Annotated in this window: 23 protein-coding genes; 5 read left to right on the top strand and 18 right to left on the bottom strand. The window is 32.6% G+C overall.

All coding sequences use genetic code 11. The features are described 5' to 3' along the window. Positions 1 to 7 precede the first annotated feature (7 nt). The 3 genes from ACNQGN_RS16120 to fucP all read left to right on the top strand — a co-directional run bounded on the left by ACNQGN_RS16120 (position 8) and on the right by fucP (position 3,227). Positions 8 to 862: a sugar phosphate isomerase/epimerase family protein gene (locus tag ACNQGN_RS16120; protein WP_417988858.1), complete on the top strand. Its 855-nt coding sequence runs from the start codon at positions 8 to 10 to the stop codon at positions 860 to 862. Between the two features lie 62 nt (positions 863 to 924). After that, positions 925 to 1,857 (top strand): carbohydrate kinase family protein, encoded by a 933-nt coding sequence (locus ACNQGN_RS16115; RefSeq protein ID WP_417988857.1) that lies wholly within the window; start codon positions 925 to 927, stop codon positions 1,855 to 1,857. Between the two features lie 20 nt (positions 1,858 to 1,877). Continuing rightward, positions 1,878 to 3,227 carry an L-fucose:H+ symporter permease gene (fucP, locus tag ACNQGN_RS16110; RefSeq protein ID WP_417988856.1) on the top strand — a complete coding sequence of 450 codons (1,350 nt, stop codon included), beginning with the start codon at positions 1,878 to 1,880 and terminating at the stop codon, positions 3,225 to 3,227. Positions 3,228 to 3,475: 248 nt separating this feature from the next. Here fucP and ACNQGN_RS16105 read toward each other — a convergent pair whose 3' ends face one another. From ACNQGN_RS16105 to ACNQGN_RS16055, 11 genes are all read right to left on the bottom strand, one after another. After that, positions 3,476 to 3,736, bottom strand: coding sequence for a hypothetical protein (locus tag ACNQGN_RS16105; RefSeq protein ID WP_417988855.1), 261 nt, complete (start codon positions 3,734 to 3,736; stop codon positions 3,476 to 3,478). Between the two features lie 209 nt (positions 3,737 to 3,945). Continuing rightward, a complete protein-coding gene (locus ACNQGN_RS16100) occupies positions 3,946 to 4,983 on the bottom strand; it encodes a hypothetical protein (protein WP_417988854.1) in 1,038 nt (345 codons plus the stop codon). A gap of 3 nt (positions 4,984 to 4,986) precedes the next feature. After that, positions 4,987 to 5,526 carry a hypothetical protein gene (locus ACNQGN_RS16095; protein WP_417988853.1) on the bottom strand — a complete coding sequence of 180 codons (540 nt, stop codon included), beginning with the start codon at positions 5,524 to 5,526 and terminating at the stop codon, positions 4,987 to 4,989. 122 nt (positions 5,527 to 5,648) lie between these two features. Further along, positions 5,649 to 6,203, bottom strand: coding sequence for a hypothetical protein (locus ACNQGN_RS16090; protein ID WP_417988852.1), 555 nt, complete (start codon positions 6,201 to 6,203; stop codon positions 5,649 to 5,651). Then, the gene (locus ACNQGN_RS16085) at positions 6,196 to 6,348 is read right to left on the bottom strand and encodes a hypothetical protein (protein ID WP_417988851.1); all 153 of its coding nucleotides are present in this window, start codon (positions 6,346 to 6,348) and stop codon (positions 6,196 to 6,198) included. Before ACNQGN_RS16085 ends, ACNQGN_RS16090 begins: the two co-directional genes overlap by 8 nt. 43 nt (positions 6,349 to 6,391) lie before the next feature. Continuing rightward, positions 6,392 to 6,610: a hypothetical protein gene (locus tag ACNQGN_RS16080; RefSeq protein ID WP_417988850.1), complete on the bottom strand. Its 219-nt coding sequence runs from the start codon at positions 6,608 to 6,610 to the stop codon at positions 6,392 to 6,394. Between the two features lie 11 nt (positions 6,611 to 6,621). Further along, entirely contained in the window at positions 6,622 to 6,810 is a 189-nt protein-coding gene (locus tag ACNQGN_RS16075; RefSeq protein WP_417988849.1) for a hypothetical protein, read from the bottom strand. Beyond that, positions 6,804 to 7,310, bottom strand: a complete 507-nt coding sequence (locus ACNQGN_RS16070; RefSeq protein WP_417988848.1) for a hypothetical protein — start codon at positions 7,308 to 7,310, stop codon at positions 6,804 to 6,806. Before ACNQGN_RS16070 ends, ACNQGN_RS16075 begins: the two co-directional genes overlap by 7 nt. A gap of 3 nt (positions 7,311 to 7,313) precedes the next feature. Continuing rightward, entirely contained in the window at positions 7,314 to 8,051 is a 738-nt protein-coding gene (locus tag ACNQGN_RS16065; protein WP_417988847.1) for a hypothetical protein, read from the bottom strand. 848 nt (positions 8,052 to 8,899) lie between these two features. Beyond that, positions 8,900 to 10,021 carry a hypothetical protein gene (locus tag ACNQGN_RS16060; protein ID WP_417988846.1) on the bottom strand — a complete coding sequence of 374 codons (1,122 nt, stop codon included), beginning with the start codon at positions 10,019 to 10,021 and terminating at the stop codon, positions 8,900 to 8,902. Between the two features lie 169 nt (positions 10,022 to 10,190). Next, positions 10,191 to 10,697 carry a DUF2911 domain-containing protein gene (locus ACNQGN_RS16055; RefSeq protein ID WP_417988845.1) on the bottom strand — a complete coding sequence of 169 codons (507 nt, stop codon included), beginning with the start codon at positions 10,695 to 10,697 and terminating at the stop codon, positions 10,191 to 10,193. Between the two features lie 183 nt (positions 10,698 to 10,880). Here ACNQGN_RS16055 and ACNQGN_RS16050 point away from each other — a divergent pair, with 183 nt between their 5' ends. Continuing rightward, on the top strand, positions 10,881 to 12,797 hold the full coding sequence (locus ACNQGN_RS16050; protein ID WP_417988844.1) for a DUF294 nucleotidyltransferase-like domain-containing protein: 1,917 nt from the start codon (positions 10,881 to 10,883) through the stop codon (positions 12,795 to 12,797). Between the two features lie 2 nt (positions 12,798 to 12,799). Beyond that, entirely contained in the window at positions 12,800 to 13,396 is a 597-nt protein-coding gene (locus ACNQGN_RS16045) for a 3'-5' exonuclease (RefSeq protein WP_417988843.1), read from the top strand. A 26-nt stretch (positions 13,397 to 13,422) separates the two neighbouring features. Here ACNQGN_RS16045 and ACNQGN_RS16040 read toward each other — a convergent pair whose 3' ends face one another. The 7 genes from ACNQGN_RS16040 to ACNQGN_RS16010 form a co-directional block, all read right to left on the bottom strand. Beyond that, positions 13,423 to 13,908, bottom strand: a complete 486-nt coding sequence (locus tag ACNQGN_RS16040) for a 4'-phosphopantetheinyl transferase family protein (RefSeq protein ID WP_417988842.1) — start codon at positions 13,906 to 13,908, stop codon at positions 13,423 to 13,425. After that, positions 13,905 to 14,159 carry an acyl carrier protein gene (locus ACNQGN_RS16035; protein WP_417988841.1) on the bottom strand — a complete coding sequence of 85 codons (255 nt, stop codon included), beginning with the start codon at positions 14,157 to 14,159 and terminating at the stop codon, positions 13,905 to 13,907. Before ACNQGN_RS16035 ends, ACNQGN_RS16040 begins: the two co-directional genes overlap by 4 nt. A gap of 113 nt (positions 14,160 to 14,272) precedes the next feature. Then, positions 14,273 to 15,544: a beta-ketoacyl-[acyl-carrier-protein] synthase family protein gene (locus ACNQGN_RS16030; protein WP_417988840.1), complete on the bottom strand. Its 1,272-nt coding sequence runs from the start codon at positions 15,542 to 15,544 to the stop codon at positions 14,273 to 14,275. A 38-nt stretch (positions 15,545 to 15,582) separates the two neighbouring features. Further along, the gene (locus tag ACNQGN_RS16025) at positions 15,583 to 16,011 is read right to left on the bottom strand and encodes a 3-hydroxyacyl-ACP dehydratase FabZ family protein (RefSeq protein WP_417988839.1); all 429 of its coding nucleotides are present in this window, start codon (positions 16,009 to 16,011) and stop codon (positions 15,583 to 15,585) included. Positions 16,012 to 16,060: 49 nt separating this feature from the next. Then, on the bottom strand, positions 16,061 to 17,113 hold the full coding sequence (locus ACNQGN_RS16020) for a type III polyketide synthase (protein WP_417988838.1): 1,053 nt from the start codon (positions 17,111 to 17,113) through the stop codon (positions 16,061 to 16,063). After that, positions 17,110 to 17,823, bottom strand: a complete 714-nt coding sequence (locus tag ACNQGN_RS16015; RefSeq protein WP_417988837.1) for a methyltransferase domain-containing protein — start codon at positions 17,821 to 17,823, stop codon at positions 17,110 to 17,112. Before ACNQGN_RS16015 ends, ACNQGN_RS16020 begins: the two co-directional genes overlap by 4 nt. Then, positions 17,824 to 18,954 (bottom strand): NAD(P)/FAD-dependent oxidoreductase, encoded by a 1,131-nt coding sequence (locus ACNQGN_RS16010; RefSeq protein WP_417988836.1) that lies wholly within the window; start codon positions 18,952 to 18,954, stop codon positions 17,824 to 17,826. Positions 18,955 to 18,997: the final 43 nt, after the last annotated feature.

Here is an 18,997-nt window from a genome sequence, read left to right as displayed (position 1 = left end):
TATAAATATGCCAATTTTTGGAACAACAATTTTATCATTTATTCCAGGATGGAGTCCCGAAGGAGGTCATTTTGCCATAAAAAAGACTGCTGAATACGGTTTTGATATGCTTGAAATTATTTTGCCCGCTTCGTTGGATTTCGATGCCAAAGCAACAAAGAAACAACTTGATGAGAACGGAATTTTAGGGCGCTGTACGTTGAATTTGCCTCCAAACTGTCACATTCCTTTTTATCCCGAACAAGCAATATCACTTATTAAAAAAGCACTTGACAAAATAGCTGACATGGAGGGTGATTTTTTAGGAGGCGTATTGCACTCGTCAATAGGAACATTTACGGGGAATCCTTGTAACAAAGATGAAAAAATAATCATCCAGCAAGTATTTACGGAAGTAGCTGATTATGCAAAAAAACGCAATATCACGATTGCTCCTGAACCAATTAATCGGTACGAAAGCTATGTGTTTACAGCTGCAGATGATGTTTTAGAAATGATTGAAACTATTGGCGCTAGTACTATGGGATTGCATTTGGATACGTTTCACATGAATATCGAAGAAGGAAATTTCTATGATCCAATTATTCGGGCCGGAAATAGGTTGAAACATATACATATAACAGAGAGTGATCGTGGCATGACTGGCGAAGGGAATGTTCATTGGGATGATTTTTTCAAAGCTCTAGCAGAAATCGACTACCAGGGCCCACTGGTTCTTGAAAACTTTTCTTCACAAATTAAAGAATTAATCGGCCCAACCTCGTTGTGGAGACCTTCAAAATACAACTCAGAAGATCTTGCGAAAGGTAGTCTTTCCTTCATGAGAAAAATGGTCGATAAATGGTATACTAATCAAATATAAATTAATCATTAACCGTAAAAAAAGTAATTACTAAATGCTTTTTTGCACAAAATTGTAAAAAAATGAAAAAGAAATTAAATGGCGTTTGTTTTGGAGAAATTCTTTTCGATGTTTTCCTTGAACACAAAAAAATTGGAGGAGCTCCTCTAAATGTGGCATCCAGATTAAATTCGCTAGGAGGGGAGGTTTCCGTTATTAGTGGAATAGGAAACGATCTGGACGGGAAAGAATTAATAGATTACTTAAGTCTTTCAGGGATTAACACAGATGCTATTCAAGTAATGGATAAGTATCCAACGGGTTTAGTCCACGTTATTCTGAATGAAAAAGGAAACGCTTCATATGATATCAATTATCCTTCGGCATGGGATAAAATTGAAACTTCAAATGAGAATCTTGCAATTGTTGAAAAAGCAGACTTTTTTGTCTACGGGACTTTATCTTCAAGAGATCTAGTTTCCAGAAATACACTGGAACAACTTTTAAATGTTGCCAAATATAAAATATTTGATGTGAATTTGAGAGTACCGCATTATACTAAGAAAAATGTTTTGGAATTATTACATGCAGCAGATTTCATAAAATTTAATGATGATGAGTTAAATGAAATTTGTGAGGATTTAAATTCAAACAAGAAGTCATTGGAGCAAAATATAAAATTCATTGCGAAAGAAACCAATACAGATACTGTCTGCGTTACTTTAGGATCCCATGGAGCTGTATTGTATTGTAATGATACCTTTTATCATAATTGCGGATTCAAAGTAAATGTTGTTGATACTGTAGGTTCCGGAGATTCCTTTTTAGCTTCCTTAATCATAATGTTACTCAACGGAGAAGACCCACAATACGCAATTAATTTTGCTAGTGCCATCGGTGCTATTGTTGCTCAAAATGAAGGAGCTAACCCAGTAATTTTACAATCAGAAATAGAGGAATTCTTAAACGGTTTTGATAAAATAAGTTGTAAGGACTCGCATCAAATACATCCGTAATTATTTAAATAAACAAAACAATGAATCAATTCAAAAAAATTCCTGTAGTTAGTAAAGAATTCGTTTTTCAATTTATAATAATAACCATACTATTTGCCCTTTGGGGGATCGCAAATGATTTAACAACCCCAATGGTTTCTACTTTTAAAAAAGTAATGCCGGAACTTTCCAATACGCAAGCGTCATTAGTACAATTTGCTTTTTATTTTGGGTATTTTTTTATGGCGTTGCCGGCTGCGTTATTCATTAGAAAATACAGCTACAAATCTGGAATAATATTAGGATTACTATTATATGCAATCGGTGCTTTTTTATTTTATCCGGCAGCACACTACCAAAGCTATACTTTCTTTCTTGTTTCACTCTGGGTAATAACCTGTGGTTTAGCTTTTCTTGAAACAACTTCAAATCCTTTAATTTTATTTCTGGGCAATAAAGAAACAGCAACACAACGTTTAAATTTAGCACAGGCATTTAACCCTATTGGCGCAATAACCGGATTAGTCATGGCTCAGTTTTTAGTTATTAAAGAAATAAAATCAGATGACTATACACAAGAAGCTTATAAAGCTTTAAGTTCAAATGAGCTCGCAAGTATTCGAGAAAATGATTTGAGTGTTATTAGCATTCCATACATTGGATTAGGAATTTTTGTTTTGCTAATTTTAATTATTATTATTCTAACAAAAATGCCTAAAACGGCACACGAAGATAAAATGTCTATCGCTGAATCATTCAAAAAGTTATTTGCAAATAAAAACTATAAACATGGTGTTATAGCACAAGCTTTTTATGTTGGTGCACAAATTATGTGTTGGACCTTTATTTTTCAATATGTAGATAATATCAACAAAACATTTGGATTAGAATTAACTGCCACATATTACAACATAGCAGCTATGATATTATTTTTATTAGGCAGATGGATCGGAACTGGTTTAATGAAATCCATAAATCCTTCAAAGATATTAATGGTATTTGGTATTGGAGGAATAATATGTGCATCCGGGGCGATTATATTGCAAGGTATGCCTGGATTAATCGCTCTGGTGTGTATTTCTATTTTTATGTCAATTATGTTTCCAACTATCTACGGTATAGCACTAAAAGACATGGGAGATGAAGCAAAGATTGGATCTGCTGGTTTAGTTATGGCTATCGTTGGTGGAGCTTTAATGCCCGTTATGCAAGGAAGCATCTTGGATTTAGGCGGTACAGGTTTCGCAGATATTAAATTATTTGGTTTTATTCCTGAAGTAAACTTCTCCTTTATTTTACCATTAATGTGCTTATCTGTTGTAACATATTATGGTTATAGTACTTATAAATCATCTAAAAAAAATACTATTAAATTGGTTGAAGGAATTTAAATATCTAATTAGGTAGATTAGGATTATTTAATTATTTTTGAATAAAGAAACGAACAGTAGTACTATACTTGGTCGTTTCTTTGTTTAAATAAAGTGCTAAATCACTGTAAACACTAAATGTGTTACAATGTCATAATTTGCACTATAATTTATAGTATGTAAAGATTTTTTATGTATATTTGCCATAGATTTTTATCAATGAGAGGCGAGGTATTCCACTACCGTTTGAGCCTCTTTTTTTGTTTATATTACCAACCTGTTTTTATTCTGCCTCTTATAGAAAAATCGGGGTCTGAATGTAGAAAATCCCCATTTTTATAATAGCAAAGTATCTTTCTACTTCTTCGTACATATACTAGTAAGTAATCCCAAGTAATAGCTTGTTTTTTAAGCCACTGCGAATAACTATATATTGAATGAACATATTCAGTAAATAGCCTTTTTTCTTTGCCTTGAAATACCGTTACCGAATAATCATTTTTGCCTTTTAATCCCTCGTAAGTGCTCATTAGGATAAGAGATAAAAAAAATTAATTAAAGGGCTTGTTTGGATAAGAGATAAAAAAAATAGAACACCTCCAGAGAATGGAAATGTTCTATTATATAAATAGTTCGATTTTTGCATGTTATTTGATTTTTATCATTGAGAGAAGTATTCCACTACTTTCACCCCTCTTTGAAGTTCTGACAAATATACATATTTTTTCTTATTAAAAAATTAAGCCGAATAAATTTGCCACGATCTACCATTTAAGATAGTTTTACATTGTGACGCATCAATATAATTAGGGTAAGCATATCCATTTTGCGAAGCATATATACTACCGCTTGGCGTTACTATAGTTGCCCATGGTTCTAAATCTATCCATCCTTGAGCCGTAATAGGATTGCCATTTAAGCCCAATACTTGTAAATTGAATAGATTTCTTAGTGAATCCCCAAAAGTCTCTATAAAACAACCATCCATACGCAAATTAACAAGACTTGGAATATCTACGTTTATGACCTGTGTAATACCAATACCCATTAATTGCATACTAGTAACGTTTGCAAGATTACATTTTAGTAAATTACCCGTTAAATTCCAATCGCTTACCGTTGCAGTAGGGTTAATATTCTGTAACCAATTTTGAAACGCCATAGCATCTGTAAAACCTTGTGCTAACCAATCAGCAGTCATAATAAAGTTTGTGTAAGGTGGCGTATATGTTTGAGTAGCCACGATATTCAAAGGCACATATTTTAAAGTCATTACGGTTTCTTCATTGAAAACACCAACATTTAAAACATAACCTAGATTATTTGTATCATAAACCGGAATGAATAGATTTGACTGTACATCATTTATTAATAATACAATAGAACCCTCTGCAATTGGTGATGGTATGTAATTATACATTGTTACATTTCCCGTAACTGGGTTATAATCACCAGCTATATACAATTCAGGTAATGGAAGCACTATTTGAGGACAAAATTCTGTGTTTTGTTTTCTCAAATCTTGCTCATTGATTAGCGAAGAATCAAAAAATTCTGATGCAATTAAGTATCTTTCTTGCTGTGTGAACTTTTGGAAGAATACATTTTGTTGTTCGTCTACAGGTTGTAAAATTCTTTTACCACTTAAAAACATGGCTGTGAATATTAAATCTTCAAAAATAGGAATACAGTTGACCGTATTATCTTCTTGAATTTTTATATCGTGATAGGCTAATTTGCCATTTCGATTGTATGAAACTAAAAAGGAATCACTCATGAATTAAATTTTTAAGTATTTTTTTAGATAAACTAGTTCGTCTTTATTAAGAAGCTTCAAAATATCCTTTCTCAGACTTCGACTGTTTGTATCGACTTCATAGTATAATTTTTCTAATTTATCGAAATAGTTACGATACAAAACCAAAACTTTTCTAATTTCAGTATCGTTTTCCGACCATCCTTTAGGGTTAAGAAAATCATACCAGTTGCCCGCGTCAGAATATAATACACCGAAATGGTGCGCTAAATCTTGAGAAGCAGCATGTAAATCTTTAGATGCTGTAATCTTTAATCTTTTTTGATTTTGTGTTAATGGATTGAGATTTTCAATTTGTCTATTATCCACGATAATTTGAGCATTACCCTTTTTTGCATCGAGAGCAATTTGCAGATTTGCAAGCCTTGTCTTTTCTGCTTGCTCTTTCATGTATCGATTAAGATAAGGGATTGCCACAAGCAATCCCGTTATGATTAACCAATTCCGTTTTATGAAGTCTAACGCATCATTTACGGCATTGTTTTGACTATCTTTTTTTATCATGAATAAACACTTTGAAGCCTAGAGCAAGAACCCCAACGACTACCGTTAAAATGATATATACTTGATTTTTAATTACGAATGTTGTTACTTTTTCCATATGGATTTTGATTTTGATTTATTATTTAAAAAATATTTTTGATAATTAGTGAACAAAAAAAAACCACGACGAAAACCACTGCAGGTATAAACATCTTTACTTTTTCCTTTGTGATAGTAACTTTTAGTTTTGATGTAGATACATCTCCCAAAAGTTGAATTGCATCATTGATATCACTATCAGTTATCAATGTATGAGAAGCGCCTAACTCAACTTTAATGATTGCACGAGACAATAGAATTAAAAACGAATTGTTAATCTCAGTTAACTTGTCGGTTGGTTTTACACCTAATGTTTGACAAACTTTGAGTATATAAGCTTTAGTATCATTTTCAACACTTGGAGCATACTCATTAATTAATTGATTAACTGTGTTTTTACCCTTATTAATATCGTGAATTAAGTCTTTAAGCATGGCACGCAATCCAAATTTAACCGCTGTAAATTGTTCAAATTTTACATCTTTACTTTGCGGAAATGGAATTTTACCTTGCCAAGCGTCTGAGGTTCTAATTAGATTGCCTGGATTATTATTTCTTAATCCGCGAACCTTGTGATTGTTTAAAAAAGACTTACTCATTTAGTTGAGTTTTGGCGGTTTCTTTGCCATCGATAGCCGTTAGGGTCTCAATTGCAAACTCTATGATTTTGACTAACGCCATAAGGTAAATTCCGTATTTTAATACGAATTTTAGACCGTTTACAATTCCGTTTACTTTGTTCATTTTTTTTGTTTTAATAAGCCTCTTTGCAGAGGCTTGTTACTTTTTACATGCTTGAGTTTTGCGTCTGTTTTTTTACTGCAGTAACTTTTATCCAAACTTCCACACCATCTTTAGTAGCTTTTGATGGCTCTAACTTGTAGAGTTTTCCACCTAATTCTACATATCCTTTAGAGAATCCTGTCCCTTTTTTGTCTTTACAGCCTATTACTTGGTATGGCTGTCCAAAACGATCGTTTGTTATTCTTGCTTTAAATGTTGACATTTTTTAATGTTTTAAGGTTGTAAATTTTGATTTGTGATTACCTCTTTAGGCTTTTTAAAGAGTTGAAACAGAGCCGAGCCACCTATTATTAATTGAATGACAATTTTAATAATCTCGCTTATTGGAGTGCCATCGGTGGGGATGGTTTGCACCCCCTGTAATGACATTATACCGTAACTAGCAATTAGTGGTTTTACCATGCTTTTTTTCTTTTAGGTTTAGCACTCTTTTTATAGAGAAATACACCGCCAATTATAGCAACTGCACCGATAAGCAGATGTTTAGCATGCTTTTTTAACCATTCCAGAATAGATTGGTCCGCTATCTCTGCGCCAATTTTACCCGCGGTTTCTTTAGCTGTATTGCTTACCTGTGCCATAGCTTCAGTTGTTGCACCTTTTGTAAATGCATTCAGAACGCTTCCTGCTTGCTGTCCTATAACTTTTCCTGCATCTTGAGCAAGTATATCGGATTGCGCGCGTAATGCTTCCGCTTGAGCAAGTTTACCTTGTTCCTCTGCTATTTTAGCTTGTTTCTTTAGTTCGGCTGCTGCACTTGCATTTTGTACAACATTTTGCGCTACACCTCCGACTACTGGTATCATTGAAAGGAACGGAGTACCTACCTTTACTATGTTTTTAAGGGAAATTTGTTTTGCTCCCTTTTTGATTGCTTTGCCTATTTTTGTAAATATAGACATACACTAAAATTCGTTTGAATCGTTCGCCTCGTAGCGTACAATCAAATTAATAATAGAGCCTTGTGATTTTCTCACTTCGATTGTATTAACACCGAACAACGGCAATTGAATCTTTGAAGCAAACGAAGATTTTATAGTACCATCCTGTTTAATGTATGCTACTGGGTCAATACTACGAGACAATACACGCAACTCATGAAGTGTATATTTTACAACTACACCGTTAACATACGTATACGAAATTTCTTCGATTGTTTCAGAATTGTCAATTACAACAATATCACAATCGGCAACTTCAAATACTTTGCTTTTATCATCCGAAGCCATAGACTTGTTCTGAAATGAAAGCGTTTTTCTAGAACTTTGAGGTTCTTCGATTCCATTTAAAACATAGCTTTCAGCCGTTTTTAAACCTGTCAATTCGATTTTGATGACGTCTTTTTCTCCCAATTGAATAGAACCATCCTCGCAAATCTCACATTTTGCAGTTGTTTTGTAATTCACATCACTTGTTACAGCATCCTCTTTAAAAGTTGTCATGTAGATGAAATCCGCTAGAGACATAAAGCCTTTTGTTATTTCCTCATTTCCTCCAATCTTTTCTACTTCGACTTTGATTTGTTCAGTTGTTAAGGCTTCCAAATCTAGCGACATAGAAACAATCAAAGAGCCGATAGACTTTGTCTGTAGAAGCACCCCCGATTTTGTAATGTTTTTACCTGTAGAGCTAAAAATTTCCATTTATTTCATGTTTTGATTAATTATTAAAAGCCAAATTTGCCCATAAAAAAAACCCTCGTTAAAGGGTTTTGTATTATCTGCGCTTTTTAGTAAGTTTACGTTATTTTGAAGTATTGCTTGAAGTGAACAAATAAAACGTGCTTTGTCTCATACTGCTTTTTAATATCTGTTAGATATTGTTTTGCGGTTCGTTCCGATACCGTTATTAGTAAAGCCTCAATGTCTTTAAATGATAATTTTGTGAAATCTGTGTAGGTTTTAGTATTTGTCATGATTTGGGGAAATAGGGGAGTGTGGGCACACTCCCTTTTATTTATAATAAGTTTGTGTTAGTATTCTAACTGTAATTATTGAAATAATTATTACAGTAAAAAAAATGATTTCATTTCGTGTAGTTTTCTCCATTTTAAAAAAATTTTAGTTGATTAGTTGGGGGTAATTTTGATACGTCTACCAAGGGAATAAATATTTCTTTTTCTGTCTTGTTTTGATTAGAAAAGTACTGTTTGCAAGTTTCAGTTCTAAATACAATTTGAGTCCATTTTGAACATATTCCTGCGTGATTTGTTCGGCTATCATTCTCATGTTTTGAGCCATCGAAAAAGGTGCAATTTTCGCAATTTTCAGTCATAATTTTTAAAATTTTAGATTAACAAATATGTTAAATGAATCCCGACTATCATTAGTCGGGATTTTGCCTATTTTGAGAGGTTAATTTTTGAGTGATTTTAAACTTCTTTTTTGTGACGATAGAAAAACACTTTTTACTAGTGGAAATTTCTTTTTTTGTGGCTTAAATGGTAAAATTATTAATCCAAGAACTGGACAATAATAAAAGTGATTTTGAATCATATTCCGAGGTTTTTTAAAAAGTTACTTGAACGATCATTTTGTTGTATTTCTGCTTTAATATTTTTATCTCTATTTTTCAAATCATCGATTAATTTTTTTGCTTTTGTTTTTGTTCTTGATTTTGCTACTGGGCATTCTATTGAATAGGTAAAACCTAATAGTTTTTCTTCATCAAATCCCAATTTGATTAAATTTTCCTGATAAAATTGCACCATTATATCCATTGGGCTTAATGTTTTATCTACGCTAGACTTTTCTTTCGGTTCGATATAGTGTTTTAAACCGCTTTTAGCAATTTCTTTTAAATCTTTAGGATTGGCACTCAACAAATCAAATAATGTCTTAAAATTGGCTTTAAATCCTTTTGAAATTAAATATTCTTTGTGTTTATGCGCTTTTATTGTAAATTCATAACGTACCAAATTATCTATTATAGATGATTTCATAGGTTCTAAGTAAGCCTTATAGAAAACAATAGATTTTGAAAGCAATTCAAAACCTTTGTGATAGATTTTACAGTACGGCGAAGAATTAGAAGCCTTTTCCCGTTTATTAAAATCCATACCAAGATTAAACGTATTTTTTTGGGTGTTCGATTGTGAAATGTGGTGTATTAAAGGTAGTTTCCCATTGTTGGGATTTTGAAGAATAAAAGAAAATGCAGTTTTTAAACTTTTTAAATCTATCAATTGATTAATACAGATATCGATATCTGAAACCAAACCTTGTAAAAAATCTTTTTTGGATATTTTTAAAACACCAAAAGCATTAATGTCATCAACTATACAATCGTAGTTTTTGTAAGTAATCCCTTCAAAATACTTTTCTTTAAGCATTTTCGCAGAAATTTGAAATACCACATATTCATGTGCCATTTTTTTTGCATCTATAAAAGCTTTTATATAAATACGGTAAGTTATACCATTTACGATTTTTACAAATGGTTCAGCTTTTCTAAAAGAATCGCCTAAATATTCGTTTACAATTCCTTCATTATCTAATTCCTGAATACTTGGATAATAAGCAATATAATCAGTTATTAATCGCTGGTCGAGTATGTGAACTTTTTCAAGTTTAACACGAATTTTTAGCGAATCTATTAAGCCAGTGTTAAACATATAATTTTTATTATAGTTAAACAATTGACCATCAAGTAAGTAAAATATAGTAATGCACTATAATTTATATTATGTAAAATAGAATAAATCTTTAGAACGAGACAGGCGAATCTATAAAATATAAAAAGCATCACCAATTGGCAATGCTTTCATAAAATTACTAAAAGTATTATTTTACAGAAATGGGAATATTCCAATTTCCCCAGCTCAAAACAATATTATCTTTATTTATTGAGTATACTAATTTCTCAGTCGTTGCCTTTGCAACTTCTTGTTTTACCGTAACCCTTAGCTGATCTTCGTTTTCTTTATATTTATACGCTCCCCATTGTTTCGCTTCTTTGTTAAAAATGACAATGGATTCTTTTTCGCTTGGTATAACAAAAAATGAATATTTACCAGCTGGCAATTTTGAACCTTCTACAATTAGCTCTTTATCCGTTTCAAAAGTAGTTGCATCATTTGCGCCAGCACGCCACACTTGATTAAATGGCACTAATTGACCCCAAATTTCTCTACCTCTAACAGATGGACTACCATAATTAATAGTAATCGTAGCGCCATTAATTTTTCCTGTGGCTACTTCCTTGGTACTGGAAGGTTTCTCTTGCGCAATCAAGAAGTTCATAAAAAATAATGCAATAAGCGAAAAATGTATTTTTCTAAGTAATCCCATGATTTAAAATGTTTTAGTTTAAGTCATAAAAGTAAAATAACTTCATTTAATTTGTTAAAATTCTTAAATATTTTAAGAAACAATTAAGTATTTTATAAATTAATTGTTTTCCTCATTAATGACAGTGTTATAATTTTTAAATTTGTTATTTTTACAAACAATACTTTATATTTTTGCCGAACTATGAATACAATTGCTGAACACATTGCTGATTTTTTAAAAGAATACCCACCATTTAATCACTTGACATTTCAAGAGTTATCTGAAATAGCTACAAGCATTCGCGTTGTAAATTTAGAAAAGCACAAAATATTATTTCAAATTAACGATGTTCTGCACGACAGTTTCTATGTTGTGGCTTCTGGTGTTATAAATTTATCTGTAATCGCTGATGCCGAAGAAACGTTGTTAAACAAATGTAATGAAGGTGATATTTTTGGTTTACGTCCATTTTTTGCCAAAAATAATTACATGATGACAGCTAAAGCCAGGGAGGAAAGTATCGTATACGCGATTCCTATCACCATTTTCAGGCCTTTTGTTGCCAATAACTCTGAGGTTTTAAATTTTTTATTAGAAAGTTTTGCGGTTAATACCCGCAACCCGAAGGATAAAGAAAATTTAATTGGGAAATTGATATCTGACAATGTATTCTATTCGGATCAACAATCAGAAATGCAATATTTTCAATCTTTATCTTATAACAATTCTCCTTTAAAAACTACTGTTTCAGCTCTTGTAAAAGATGTCGCGCAATTGATGACAGAAACGTTAAAGAACAATGTCGTTGTATGTGAGAATAATATTCCTTTAGGCATTATCACAGATACTGATATGCGTTCAAAAATAGCTACTGGTCGTTATCCTGTTACAGCTACAGTAGATAAAATAATGTCATCACCTGTTCTAACTGTTGTAGAGAATATTTCACTGGCAGAGGCTCAGTTGCTTATGTTAAAACATAATGTGACACATTTGTGTGTAACACAAGACGGAACAGATAAATCTGATGTTAAAGGAATTATTACTGAACATGATTTAATAGTTGCTCAGGCCAATAATCCCGGTGTTTTGATAAAAGAAATTAAGCGTTCTCAGAATCCAAAAGAATTAAAACAAATTCGTGAGCGTTTAACCGATCTGATTCAGACTTCCATTTCTAAAAACATACCACTCTCTCATGTTTTCAATATTGCCAGTGAAATTAATCTGGCACTCATTAAACGTTCGGTTGAATTATCAATTTTGGATTTAGGCTCACCTCCTGCCCGTTTTGCTTGGTTAAGTATTGGTAGCCAGGGAAGGAAAGAACAATTATTGTTAACCGACCAGGACAGTATTTTGATTTTTGAAGATGTCACACCGGATAAATATAGAGATGTGAAAGACTATTTTCTTAAACTTGGAAAAAGAACCACAGCAACGCTTGAAAAAATCGGCTATGAATTGTGTCCAAACGGCCACATGGGAAGTAATATGCTATGGTGTAAGTCTTTGACTGACTGGACAAAACAGTACGACAGCTGGATGAATACTCCAGGTGAAAACAGTAATGACTTAAGTAGTATTTTCTTCGATTATGAGATAACTTTTGGAGAACAAAGAATTGAAGATGCTATTGGAAATATCGTTTTTAAAAATGCAAAAAACAATACACTATTCTTTGACTTTCTCGGAAATGACGCCCTTAGAAAAAATTCACCGTTGACTTTTTTCAAAAATTTCAATGTAGAAGAAGAGGGTCCGAACAAAGATAAATTTGATATAAAAACGCGTGCTTTGATGCCATTGATCGACGGTGCACGTTTATTTACAATGAGTCACGGCATAAGAGGAATTAACAATACCTTTCAACGATTCAAGCAATTAGCAATTTCTGATCCCAAATATGCCGAAATTTATCTTAATTGTGCCGAAGCTTTTTTGACTTTGTCAAAATTCAGAACCCTGGAAGGCTTAAAAAATGACAGTTCTGGTCAGTTTATAAATTTAAATGAATTATCAAAAATTGATAAGGAAAAATTGAAAAATGCTTTGATTCCAATGAAAGAATTGGAAGAGTTAATAAAAAGTAAATTTCAACTCACTCAATTTTCATAACTATGTTAGACTGGCTTAAAAATATTAATAAGGAATACCCTGAATTTTGGAAAACCTATTTGTCAAAATTTGATAAAAAATCAAAGCGATTTGTAATATTATCAACAGAAACTTCTGGTTTAAATCCTGTAAAAGATGTTATTTTATCAATTGGTTCTTTTGCCGTGGTCGATGACAGCATTGTTATCGGAGATAGCTTTGAAGCCGTTCTATTGCAATACAAGTTTCTACACGATAATGGACTTTCGAACGAGTTTATAGTCGAAAGTAAAATGAAAAAACTTTCAGAACCAGAAGCGATTACCTCTTTAATAGATTTTATTGGAAATGGGGTCTTGGTTGGACATCACATTGATTTTGACGTGGAAATGATCAATGCAGCCCTTGAAAGATTAGATTGTGGCCGATTAAAAAACGAGGCCTTAGATGTTGATGTCATGTATAGAAAACTTCAAGATATTAATGATCGACAATTTTCACTTGATGAATTATGCAACATCTACAAGATTCCCAAAAGCGATCGAAATTCTTCATCGGAAGATGCATACAAAATCGCCCTGCTTTTCTTAAAATTAAAATCAAGACTGGGAATAAAGTAATTTTATTCCCTTTTTTCGTTTTTAACCTACAATGTTACAGCTTCCCAAAATCTTCCATGGTGACTAATTGAAACTGCTTTTTTAGTTTTGGAAAATGAATCTGTCACAAAAGGAATCTCATTAATTTTACTGATTTTATCGGTTGCCGCTATAGCCCTTACGCAATCTAAATTTTCCTTATTCAAAACTGCCACGGTGTGAATTGAATCTTCTGAAATTTTAGTTTTTGTAAAATACTTTTTTCCTTTAATACAAACAGTCCCTAAAACTGAATTTTCATAAAAACATTCTAATTGTAAAGGAAAATATCCTCGGACTCCAGTTTCCCGATTATAGATTTTGTAAGCTGCTTCCTTTCTAGTCCACAAATTCCAAACCATCAGTTCTGGATTTATAGCATTAGAAATTAATAATTGCTCTTCCCGAGTAAAGATTTTATTCAAAAATCCTTTCCGTCTCCAGTTGCTTTCTTTTTTTGCCAATACTAAATCTACGATATCATTCCCTATCACTTTTCGGATAATTTGGTTTCAATTATGTTCATTGCTAATTTTACACTGACCATCCTTTCCATTGATTCATTGTCGATTATTATATCAAATTTCTCTTCAATATCTAATATCACATCCACCAGATTGGCTGAATTTATTTTTAAATCGTTTATAAAATCAGTATCTTCTGTAAGAACATCAAATGCTTCCTGGTTTTGAATATATGGTTTTACGATATTTTTTAATTGCTCTATTGTTTGTTCTTTATCCATAGTTGTTTATTACTTAGTGCTATTTGGCAGATTTTTTAAATTTATTTCAAGATAACGATTGGACTTCAAATTAATCTAATAATTCGTAAATTTTATCTCAAGTGAGCCTGTGACTAACCGTATTTTTTCAATAGGACACATCCATTTACGTCGCCAAAACCAAAACTGGCTTTGGCAACAATATGTAATTCTTCTTTAATCAATTCTCTCGGAATTCTTGACTCGTTAATTAATGCTGCAATTTCAGGATTTAAATCTTCACAATTAATATTGGGAAAAACAAATCCCTCATACAATTGCAGTACGGCAGCAACACTTTCTATACTTCCCGCACCAGACAAGCAATGACCAATCATTGATTTCAATGAGTTTATGTATGGAAAATCTTTTCCTTTTCTTCCTAAAGCCTCGCTCCAATTCTGAATTTCCAAACTATCTTTTGATGTGGCTGTCAAATGTCCGTTTATAGCGTCAATATCACCGGGTGAAATTCCCGCATTTTCAATAGCATTTGTAATACATTTTCGAACAGCTATCGGATTTGGAGCAGTCATAGTACCTAGACCGCGTTGCCCTCCTGAATTTACATTTCCACCTAGAACTTCCGCATAAATCTTTGCACCTCGTGCTACTGCACTTTCTAAATCTTCCAATACTAAAGCCCCTGCTCCACTTCCGGGAACAAATCCTGAAGCACTTGCAGACATTGGTCTCGAACCTTGTTCAGGATTTTCATTATTTTTAAAAGTACAGACTTTCATCGCATCAAATCCGGCCCAAATATAAGGACCAGAGTCACTTGTACTTCCTGCTAGAATTCGTTTAGCCTGTCCTGATTTTATTCGATCAAACGCCATTAAAATACTCTCGGTTCCTGTTGTGCAAGCAGAAGAATTAGTAGAAACCTGATTTCCCAAACCTAATTTTCCTCCGAGATAAGCACTTACACCGCTATTCATCGTTTGTGCTACAGCGGTACTTCCTAATCTGCGAGTTTGAAAATCATCTATCTTATAAATACTTTCCCGGAATTTATCAATTCCAGAAGTTCCTGTTCCAAAAATAGTTCCACTGTCCCAATCTGGATTCTCGCTAATTTCCAAAGATAAACCAGCATCTTGCCACGCGTCGATGCCAGCAATTACACCATAGAGAATCCCTGTGGAGTTGAAATTTCGCAACTCTAATTCCGAGAAATATCGTAAGGCTAACTCAGTAGAAATTTCAGGTCTTCCAGATATCCGACAGGAAAACTGCAATCTTTCTAATTCCGAATCGTGTTTGATTCCAGAAATTCCGTTTTTGATGGCACGAGTAAACGCTTCAAGTCCTACTCCATTTGGAGCAACAACGCCAAGACCTGTAATAACTACTCTTTTTTGCATATACACGATTTAAATTTTAGTAACGGTATCAAAAAACATCACACAATCATTCCTGCTATTGTTCCCATACAAACTATTTCCGCTCTTTCATTTATCATCTTTACTTTACACTTCAATTTCCCGAATCTAAAATATACTTTTTCTGAAATAACAGTTACTTTCTCATTAGGAAACACAGGTTTAAAAAAATCTATTTGCGTTGATGTTAAAGCAATTGAAGTGTTTTTATTAAATAAATCATTCAATAAAAAAAGACCCAAGCAAACTAACCCAATTTGTGCCATAACTTCTGTTAAAACTACGCCGGGCGTAACTGGATTATCTTTAAAATGCCCTTTATAAAAATCTAAATTTTCATCAAAAATATAAATTCCTTCCACTCCATTTTCATTGATTTGAAGAATTTCATCAACAAAAAGAAAGGGCTTGGAATACGGCAATTTGGATATAATTTCTTGTTTTGTCATATTTTAGTTTTTTATCATTTTGGATTAATCAAAAGGAACCAGTTGACTATTAGAATTGTAATAAAACCCGTTGCGCCGAAAATCCCGGGCCAAAACTCAACATTAATCCTTTCTCTCCCTTTTTGGGCTGATTATCCATTATTCTTTCCAAAACATATAAAACAGTAGCGCTGGACATATTCCCATACAAACGTAATACTTCTTTAGTATCGTCAATATTTTTTCCTAAACTGGAAAACAAAGCCTCTACAGTCTGAACAATTTTCTTTCCGCCGGGATGAAAAATAAGATGATCAATAGTTTCAATTTGTAACTTATTTTTTTCTAAAAACGGATAAATTATATCCGGAAAATGAGAAGCAATCGTTTCTGGAACTTCTATATCCAAGACCATTTGCAAACCTGAATTAGTGAGTTTAAAGCCCATCATCTGAATATTATCATAGAAATGATACATTTCTTCGGCTAGAATTTCCGGACCTTCATCGTCTTCATGGGAACTAAGTAAAACACAAGCTGCACCATCGCCAAAAATAGCTGCGCTTACAATATTAGCCATCGAATAATCATCTAATTGAAATGTAGCTGTTGGACTTTCGACTGCAATTACTGCTGCACGTTTTCCAGGATTAGCCTGCAAGAAATTTTTAGCATAAATAATTCCAGAAATCCCTGCAGCACAACCCATTTCAGTTACCGGAAGCCTAACGATATCTTGACGTAATTGCAATTGATTAATTAAATAAGCATCCAATGAAGGAATCATAATTCCGGTACAACTCACCGTAATGATATAATCTAAATCTCTGGGATTCCAATTTGCTTTTTTTAAAGCTTTTTCTAATACTTTCTCTCCTAAATCGATGACTTCCCGAACATAAATATCATTTCTTTCTTCAAAAGAAGTTTTAGTAAACACCTCAATTGGATCCATAATAGAATACCTTTTATCAACAGCCGCACCTTCGAAAATTTTTTTTACTTTTCTAATGAATCGTTCGTCTTGTCCGACTAACCAAGCATCCAAAAAAGGAATGATTTCTTCGGTTGTTCTGGAGTATTTTGGCAACTGCTTTGTTACGGTTTTGATTTTTACACTCATATTTTCGAAATTATCCACTGATACCTAAAGGCCCATTTCCAATTAATTTTATAGTTGCTAAATTTTAATTCTTCTGAAAATTTAATTAGTTCTTCTTTTTTAAAACCCCTTAAAATAGAAATTAATCCATCGTCCCGTGACATATCATTTAATCTAAAAACAAAACATAGTGCCTGAAATAATCGATAAGCTAAAGCACTTCTTTGTAAGTCATTTATAACAATTCCAATATTCGAATTAGTATTAAAAACATTTAATAAATGAATAATCTCCTTGTCTTTAAAATGATGTAATGTCAAAGTGCACAAAACGATATCGTATTTTAATTCTTCAAATGATTTATCAAATATATCTTCACATTGGTACGATATATTAGAATATTTTTTTGATAATTTTTGCGCATGGGTGATGGTGAAATTATTAGCATCTATACCAATTAATTGAAATTTAAGATTGTTTTTTAATCCAAAATCTGCCAATCTGCGCAACATATCACCATTCCCACAACCTACATCAACAATCCTGATTTCATTTGATTTAGGAACATTCTGAATTAGATCCTGAACGCCTCGTAAAGTTAACTGGTTTCCGCCCAAAAGCTGATTAATTTTGGCTATTTTATCCAATGCATCACGTAAGATTTCTCCTTCCATGGCAAAATCATCCATCGTTTCAGGTTCATCGGTTCTGTATTTAGTATCTACAAACATCTATGCGTTTAAAATTATGGGTTTTCCGTGCGTTTTTTCAATGATTTTCTGTATTAAAAATGGAAATCTAATTAAGATACGCAGCAACGCTGCTGATAGTTTTTGCCTTTGCAAAAGATTCGATAGCAATCTCCCCATTATTAATCTTTTTCCGAAATTAGAATTCCACTCCTGACTGTAATTTGCTTCTAATTCGTTTCTGGATTGGATTTCGTTGTTAAAATATTTTTCCACTGATTCCGAAACAATTTTAGCGCTGTGGATTGCCATTGCCATGCCATTGCCACATAGAGGATGAATTAATCCGGCGGTATCTCCAATCATTAAAATATGATTTTCAACTGTTTGCTTTTTCTCGAAAGAAATTTGACTTATTGTTAATGGTTTTTCGAAAAGCAAGGTGCTTTTTTCAAGAATTGCTTTTAAATGCGGGTTTTTTGAAAGAACATTATCTTGATAGTCTTCAACGTTTTTAAATTGCTTGAAAGTCTCGTAATCCGCTAAATAACAAATATTAATAATCTCGCCTTCTACTTTTGAAATACCGCAATAACCGCCTTTAAAATTATGTAATCCCACCAAATCACTGGGAAATTCTCCAGAATAATGGCCTTTTACAGCCAACCAAGATGATTTTTTCTGAATAAAAGTACGAGATAATTTTTGATCAATAGAAGAACGTTTGCCAAAAGCTCCGATTACAATTTCAGATTTAAAAATTGTTTTATTAGAAGTAGTTATGGTAAATATTTCATTCTCAAAAGCTACTTCTTCTATTGAATCCTGAATAATCTTACAGCCAATTGAAATTGCTTTCTTATATAGATATTCATCTAAGGTATAACGACTAATTCCAAATCCACCGAGCGGTAAAAAACTTTCAATTTTCTTTCCACTAACTGTTGAAAATTCAAGTTTTGTAATAGCTGTAGGTTTTAAGTCCCCTATTTTTAAATCTAACCAATTCAGATAAGGCAGTACTTCATTAGAAATGTATTCGCCACAAACTTTGTGTTTAGGAAATTGGTTTTTTTCTATAACGGTAATTTGAAATCCAATTTTGGATAAATGAATTGCTGCAGTTAATCCCGCTAAGCCACCACCCATAATTAAAACTTCTTTATTTTTCATATAGAAGTAAATTTATGGATTTGTTTGAGAATGTAGCTATATC

Origin of the sequence: Flavobacterium rhamnosi, assembly GCF_048286515.1 — a bacterium.
Taxonomy (GTDB): domain Bacteria; phylum Bacteroidota; class Bacteroidia; order Flavobacteriales; family Flavobacteriaceae; genus Flavobacterium.
The sequence above is the reverse complement of the archived record's forward strand: the minus strand, read 5'-3'. Positions and strand labels throughout refer to the sequence as shown.

Excerpts from the sequence above, each read along its gene's own strand:
- ACNQGN_RS16120 (WP_417988858.1), top strand. The coding sequence starts at position 8 with ATGCCAATTTTTGGAACAACAATTTTATCATTTATTCCAGGATGGAGT.
- ACNQGN_RS16115 (WP_417988857.1), top strand. The coding sequence starts at position 925 with ATGAAAAAGAAATTAAATGGCGTTTGTTTTGGAGAAATTCTTTTCGAT.
- fucP (WP_417988856.1), top strand. The coding sequence starts at position 1,878 with ATGAATCAATTCAAAAAAATTCCTGTAGTTAGTAAAGAATTCGTTTTT.
- ACNQGN_RS16105 (WP_417988855.1), bottom strand. The coding sequence starts at position 3,736 with ATGAGCACTTACGAGGGATTAAAAGGCAAAAATGATTATTCGGTAACG.
- ACNQGN_RS16100 (WP_417988854.1), bottom strand. The coding sequence starts at position 4,983 with ATGAGTGATTCCTTTTTAGTTTCATACAATCGAAATGGCAAATTAGCC.
- ACNQGN_RS16095 (WP_417988853.1), bottom strand. The coding sequence starts at position 5,526 with ATGATAAAAAAAGATAGTCAAAACAATGCCGTAAATGATGCGTTAGAC.
- ACNQGN_RS16090 (WP_417988852.1), bottom strand. The coding sequence starts at position 6,203 with ATGAGTAAGTCTTTTTTAAACAATCACAAGGTTCGCGGATTAAGAAAT.
- ACNQGN_RS16085 (WP_417988851.1), bottom strand. The coding sequence starts at position 6,348 with ATGAACAAAGTAAACGGAATTGTAAACGGTCTAAAATTCGTATTAAAA.
- ACNQGN_RS16080 (WP_417988850.1), bottom strand. The coding sequence starts at position 6,610 with ATGTCAACATTTAAAGCAAGAATAACAAACGATCGTTTTGGACAGCCA.
- ACNQGN_RS16075 (WP_417988849.1), bottom strand. The coding sequence starts at position 6,810 with ATGGTAAAACCACTAATTGCTAGTTACGGTATAATGTCATTACAGGGG.
- ACNQGN_RS16070 (WP_417988848.1), bottom strand. The coding sequence starts at position 7,310 with ATGTCTATATTTACAAAAATAGGCAAAGCAATCAAAAAGGGAGCAAAA.
- ACNQGN_RS16065 (WP_417988847.1), bottom strand. The coding sequence starts at position 8,051 with ATGGAAATTTTTAGCTCTACAGGTAAAAACATTACAAAATCGGGGGTG.
- ACNQGN_RS16060 (WP_417988846.1), bottom strand. The coding sequence starts at position 10,021 with ATGTTTAACACTGGCTTAATAGATTCGCTAAAAATTCGTGTTAAACTT.
- ACNQGN_RS16055 (WP_417988845.1), bottom strand. The coding sequence starts at position 10,697 with ATGGGATTACTTAGAAAAATACATTTTTCGCTTATTGCATTATTTTTT.
- ACNQGN_RS16050 (WP_417988844.1), top strand. The coding sequence starts at position 10,881 with ATGAATACAATTGCTGAACACATTGCTGATTTTTTAAAAGAATACCCA.
- ACNQGN_RS16045 (WP_417988843.1), top strand. The coding sequence starts at position 12,800 with ATGTTAGACTGGCTTAAAAATATTAATAAGGAATACCCTGAATTTTGG.
- ACNQGN_RS16035 (WP_417988841.1), bottom strand. The coding sequence starts at position 14,159 with ATGGATAAAGAACAAACAATAGAGCAATTAAAAAATATCGTAAAACCA.
- ACNQGN_RS16030 (WP_417988840.1), bottom strand. The coding sequence starts at position 15,544 with ATGCAAAAAAGAGTAGTTATTACAGGTCTTGGCGTTGTTGCTCCAAAT.
- ACNQGN_RS16025 (WP_417988839.1), bottom strand. The coding sequence starts at position 16,011 with ATGACAAAACAAGAAATTATATCCAAATTGCCGTATTCCAAGCCCTTT.
- ACNQGN_RS16020 (WP_417988838.1), bottom strand. The coding sequence starts at position 17,113 with ATGAGTGTAAAAATCAAAACCGTAACAAAGCAGTTGCCAAAATACTCC.
- ACNQGN_RS16015 (WP_417988837.1), bottom strand. The coding sequence starts at position 17,823 with ATGTTTGTAGATACTAAATACAGAACCGATGAACCTGAAACGATGGAT.
- ACNQGN_RS16010 (WP_417988836.1), bottom strand. The coding sequence starts at position 18,954 with ATGAAAAATAAAGAAGTTTTAATTATGGGTGGTGGCTTAGCGGGATTA.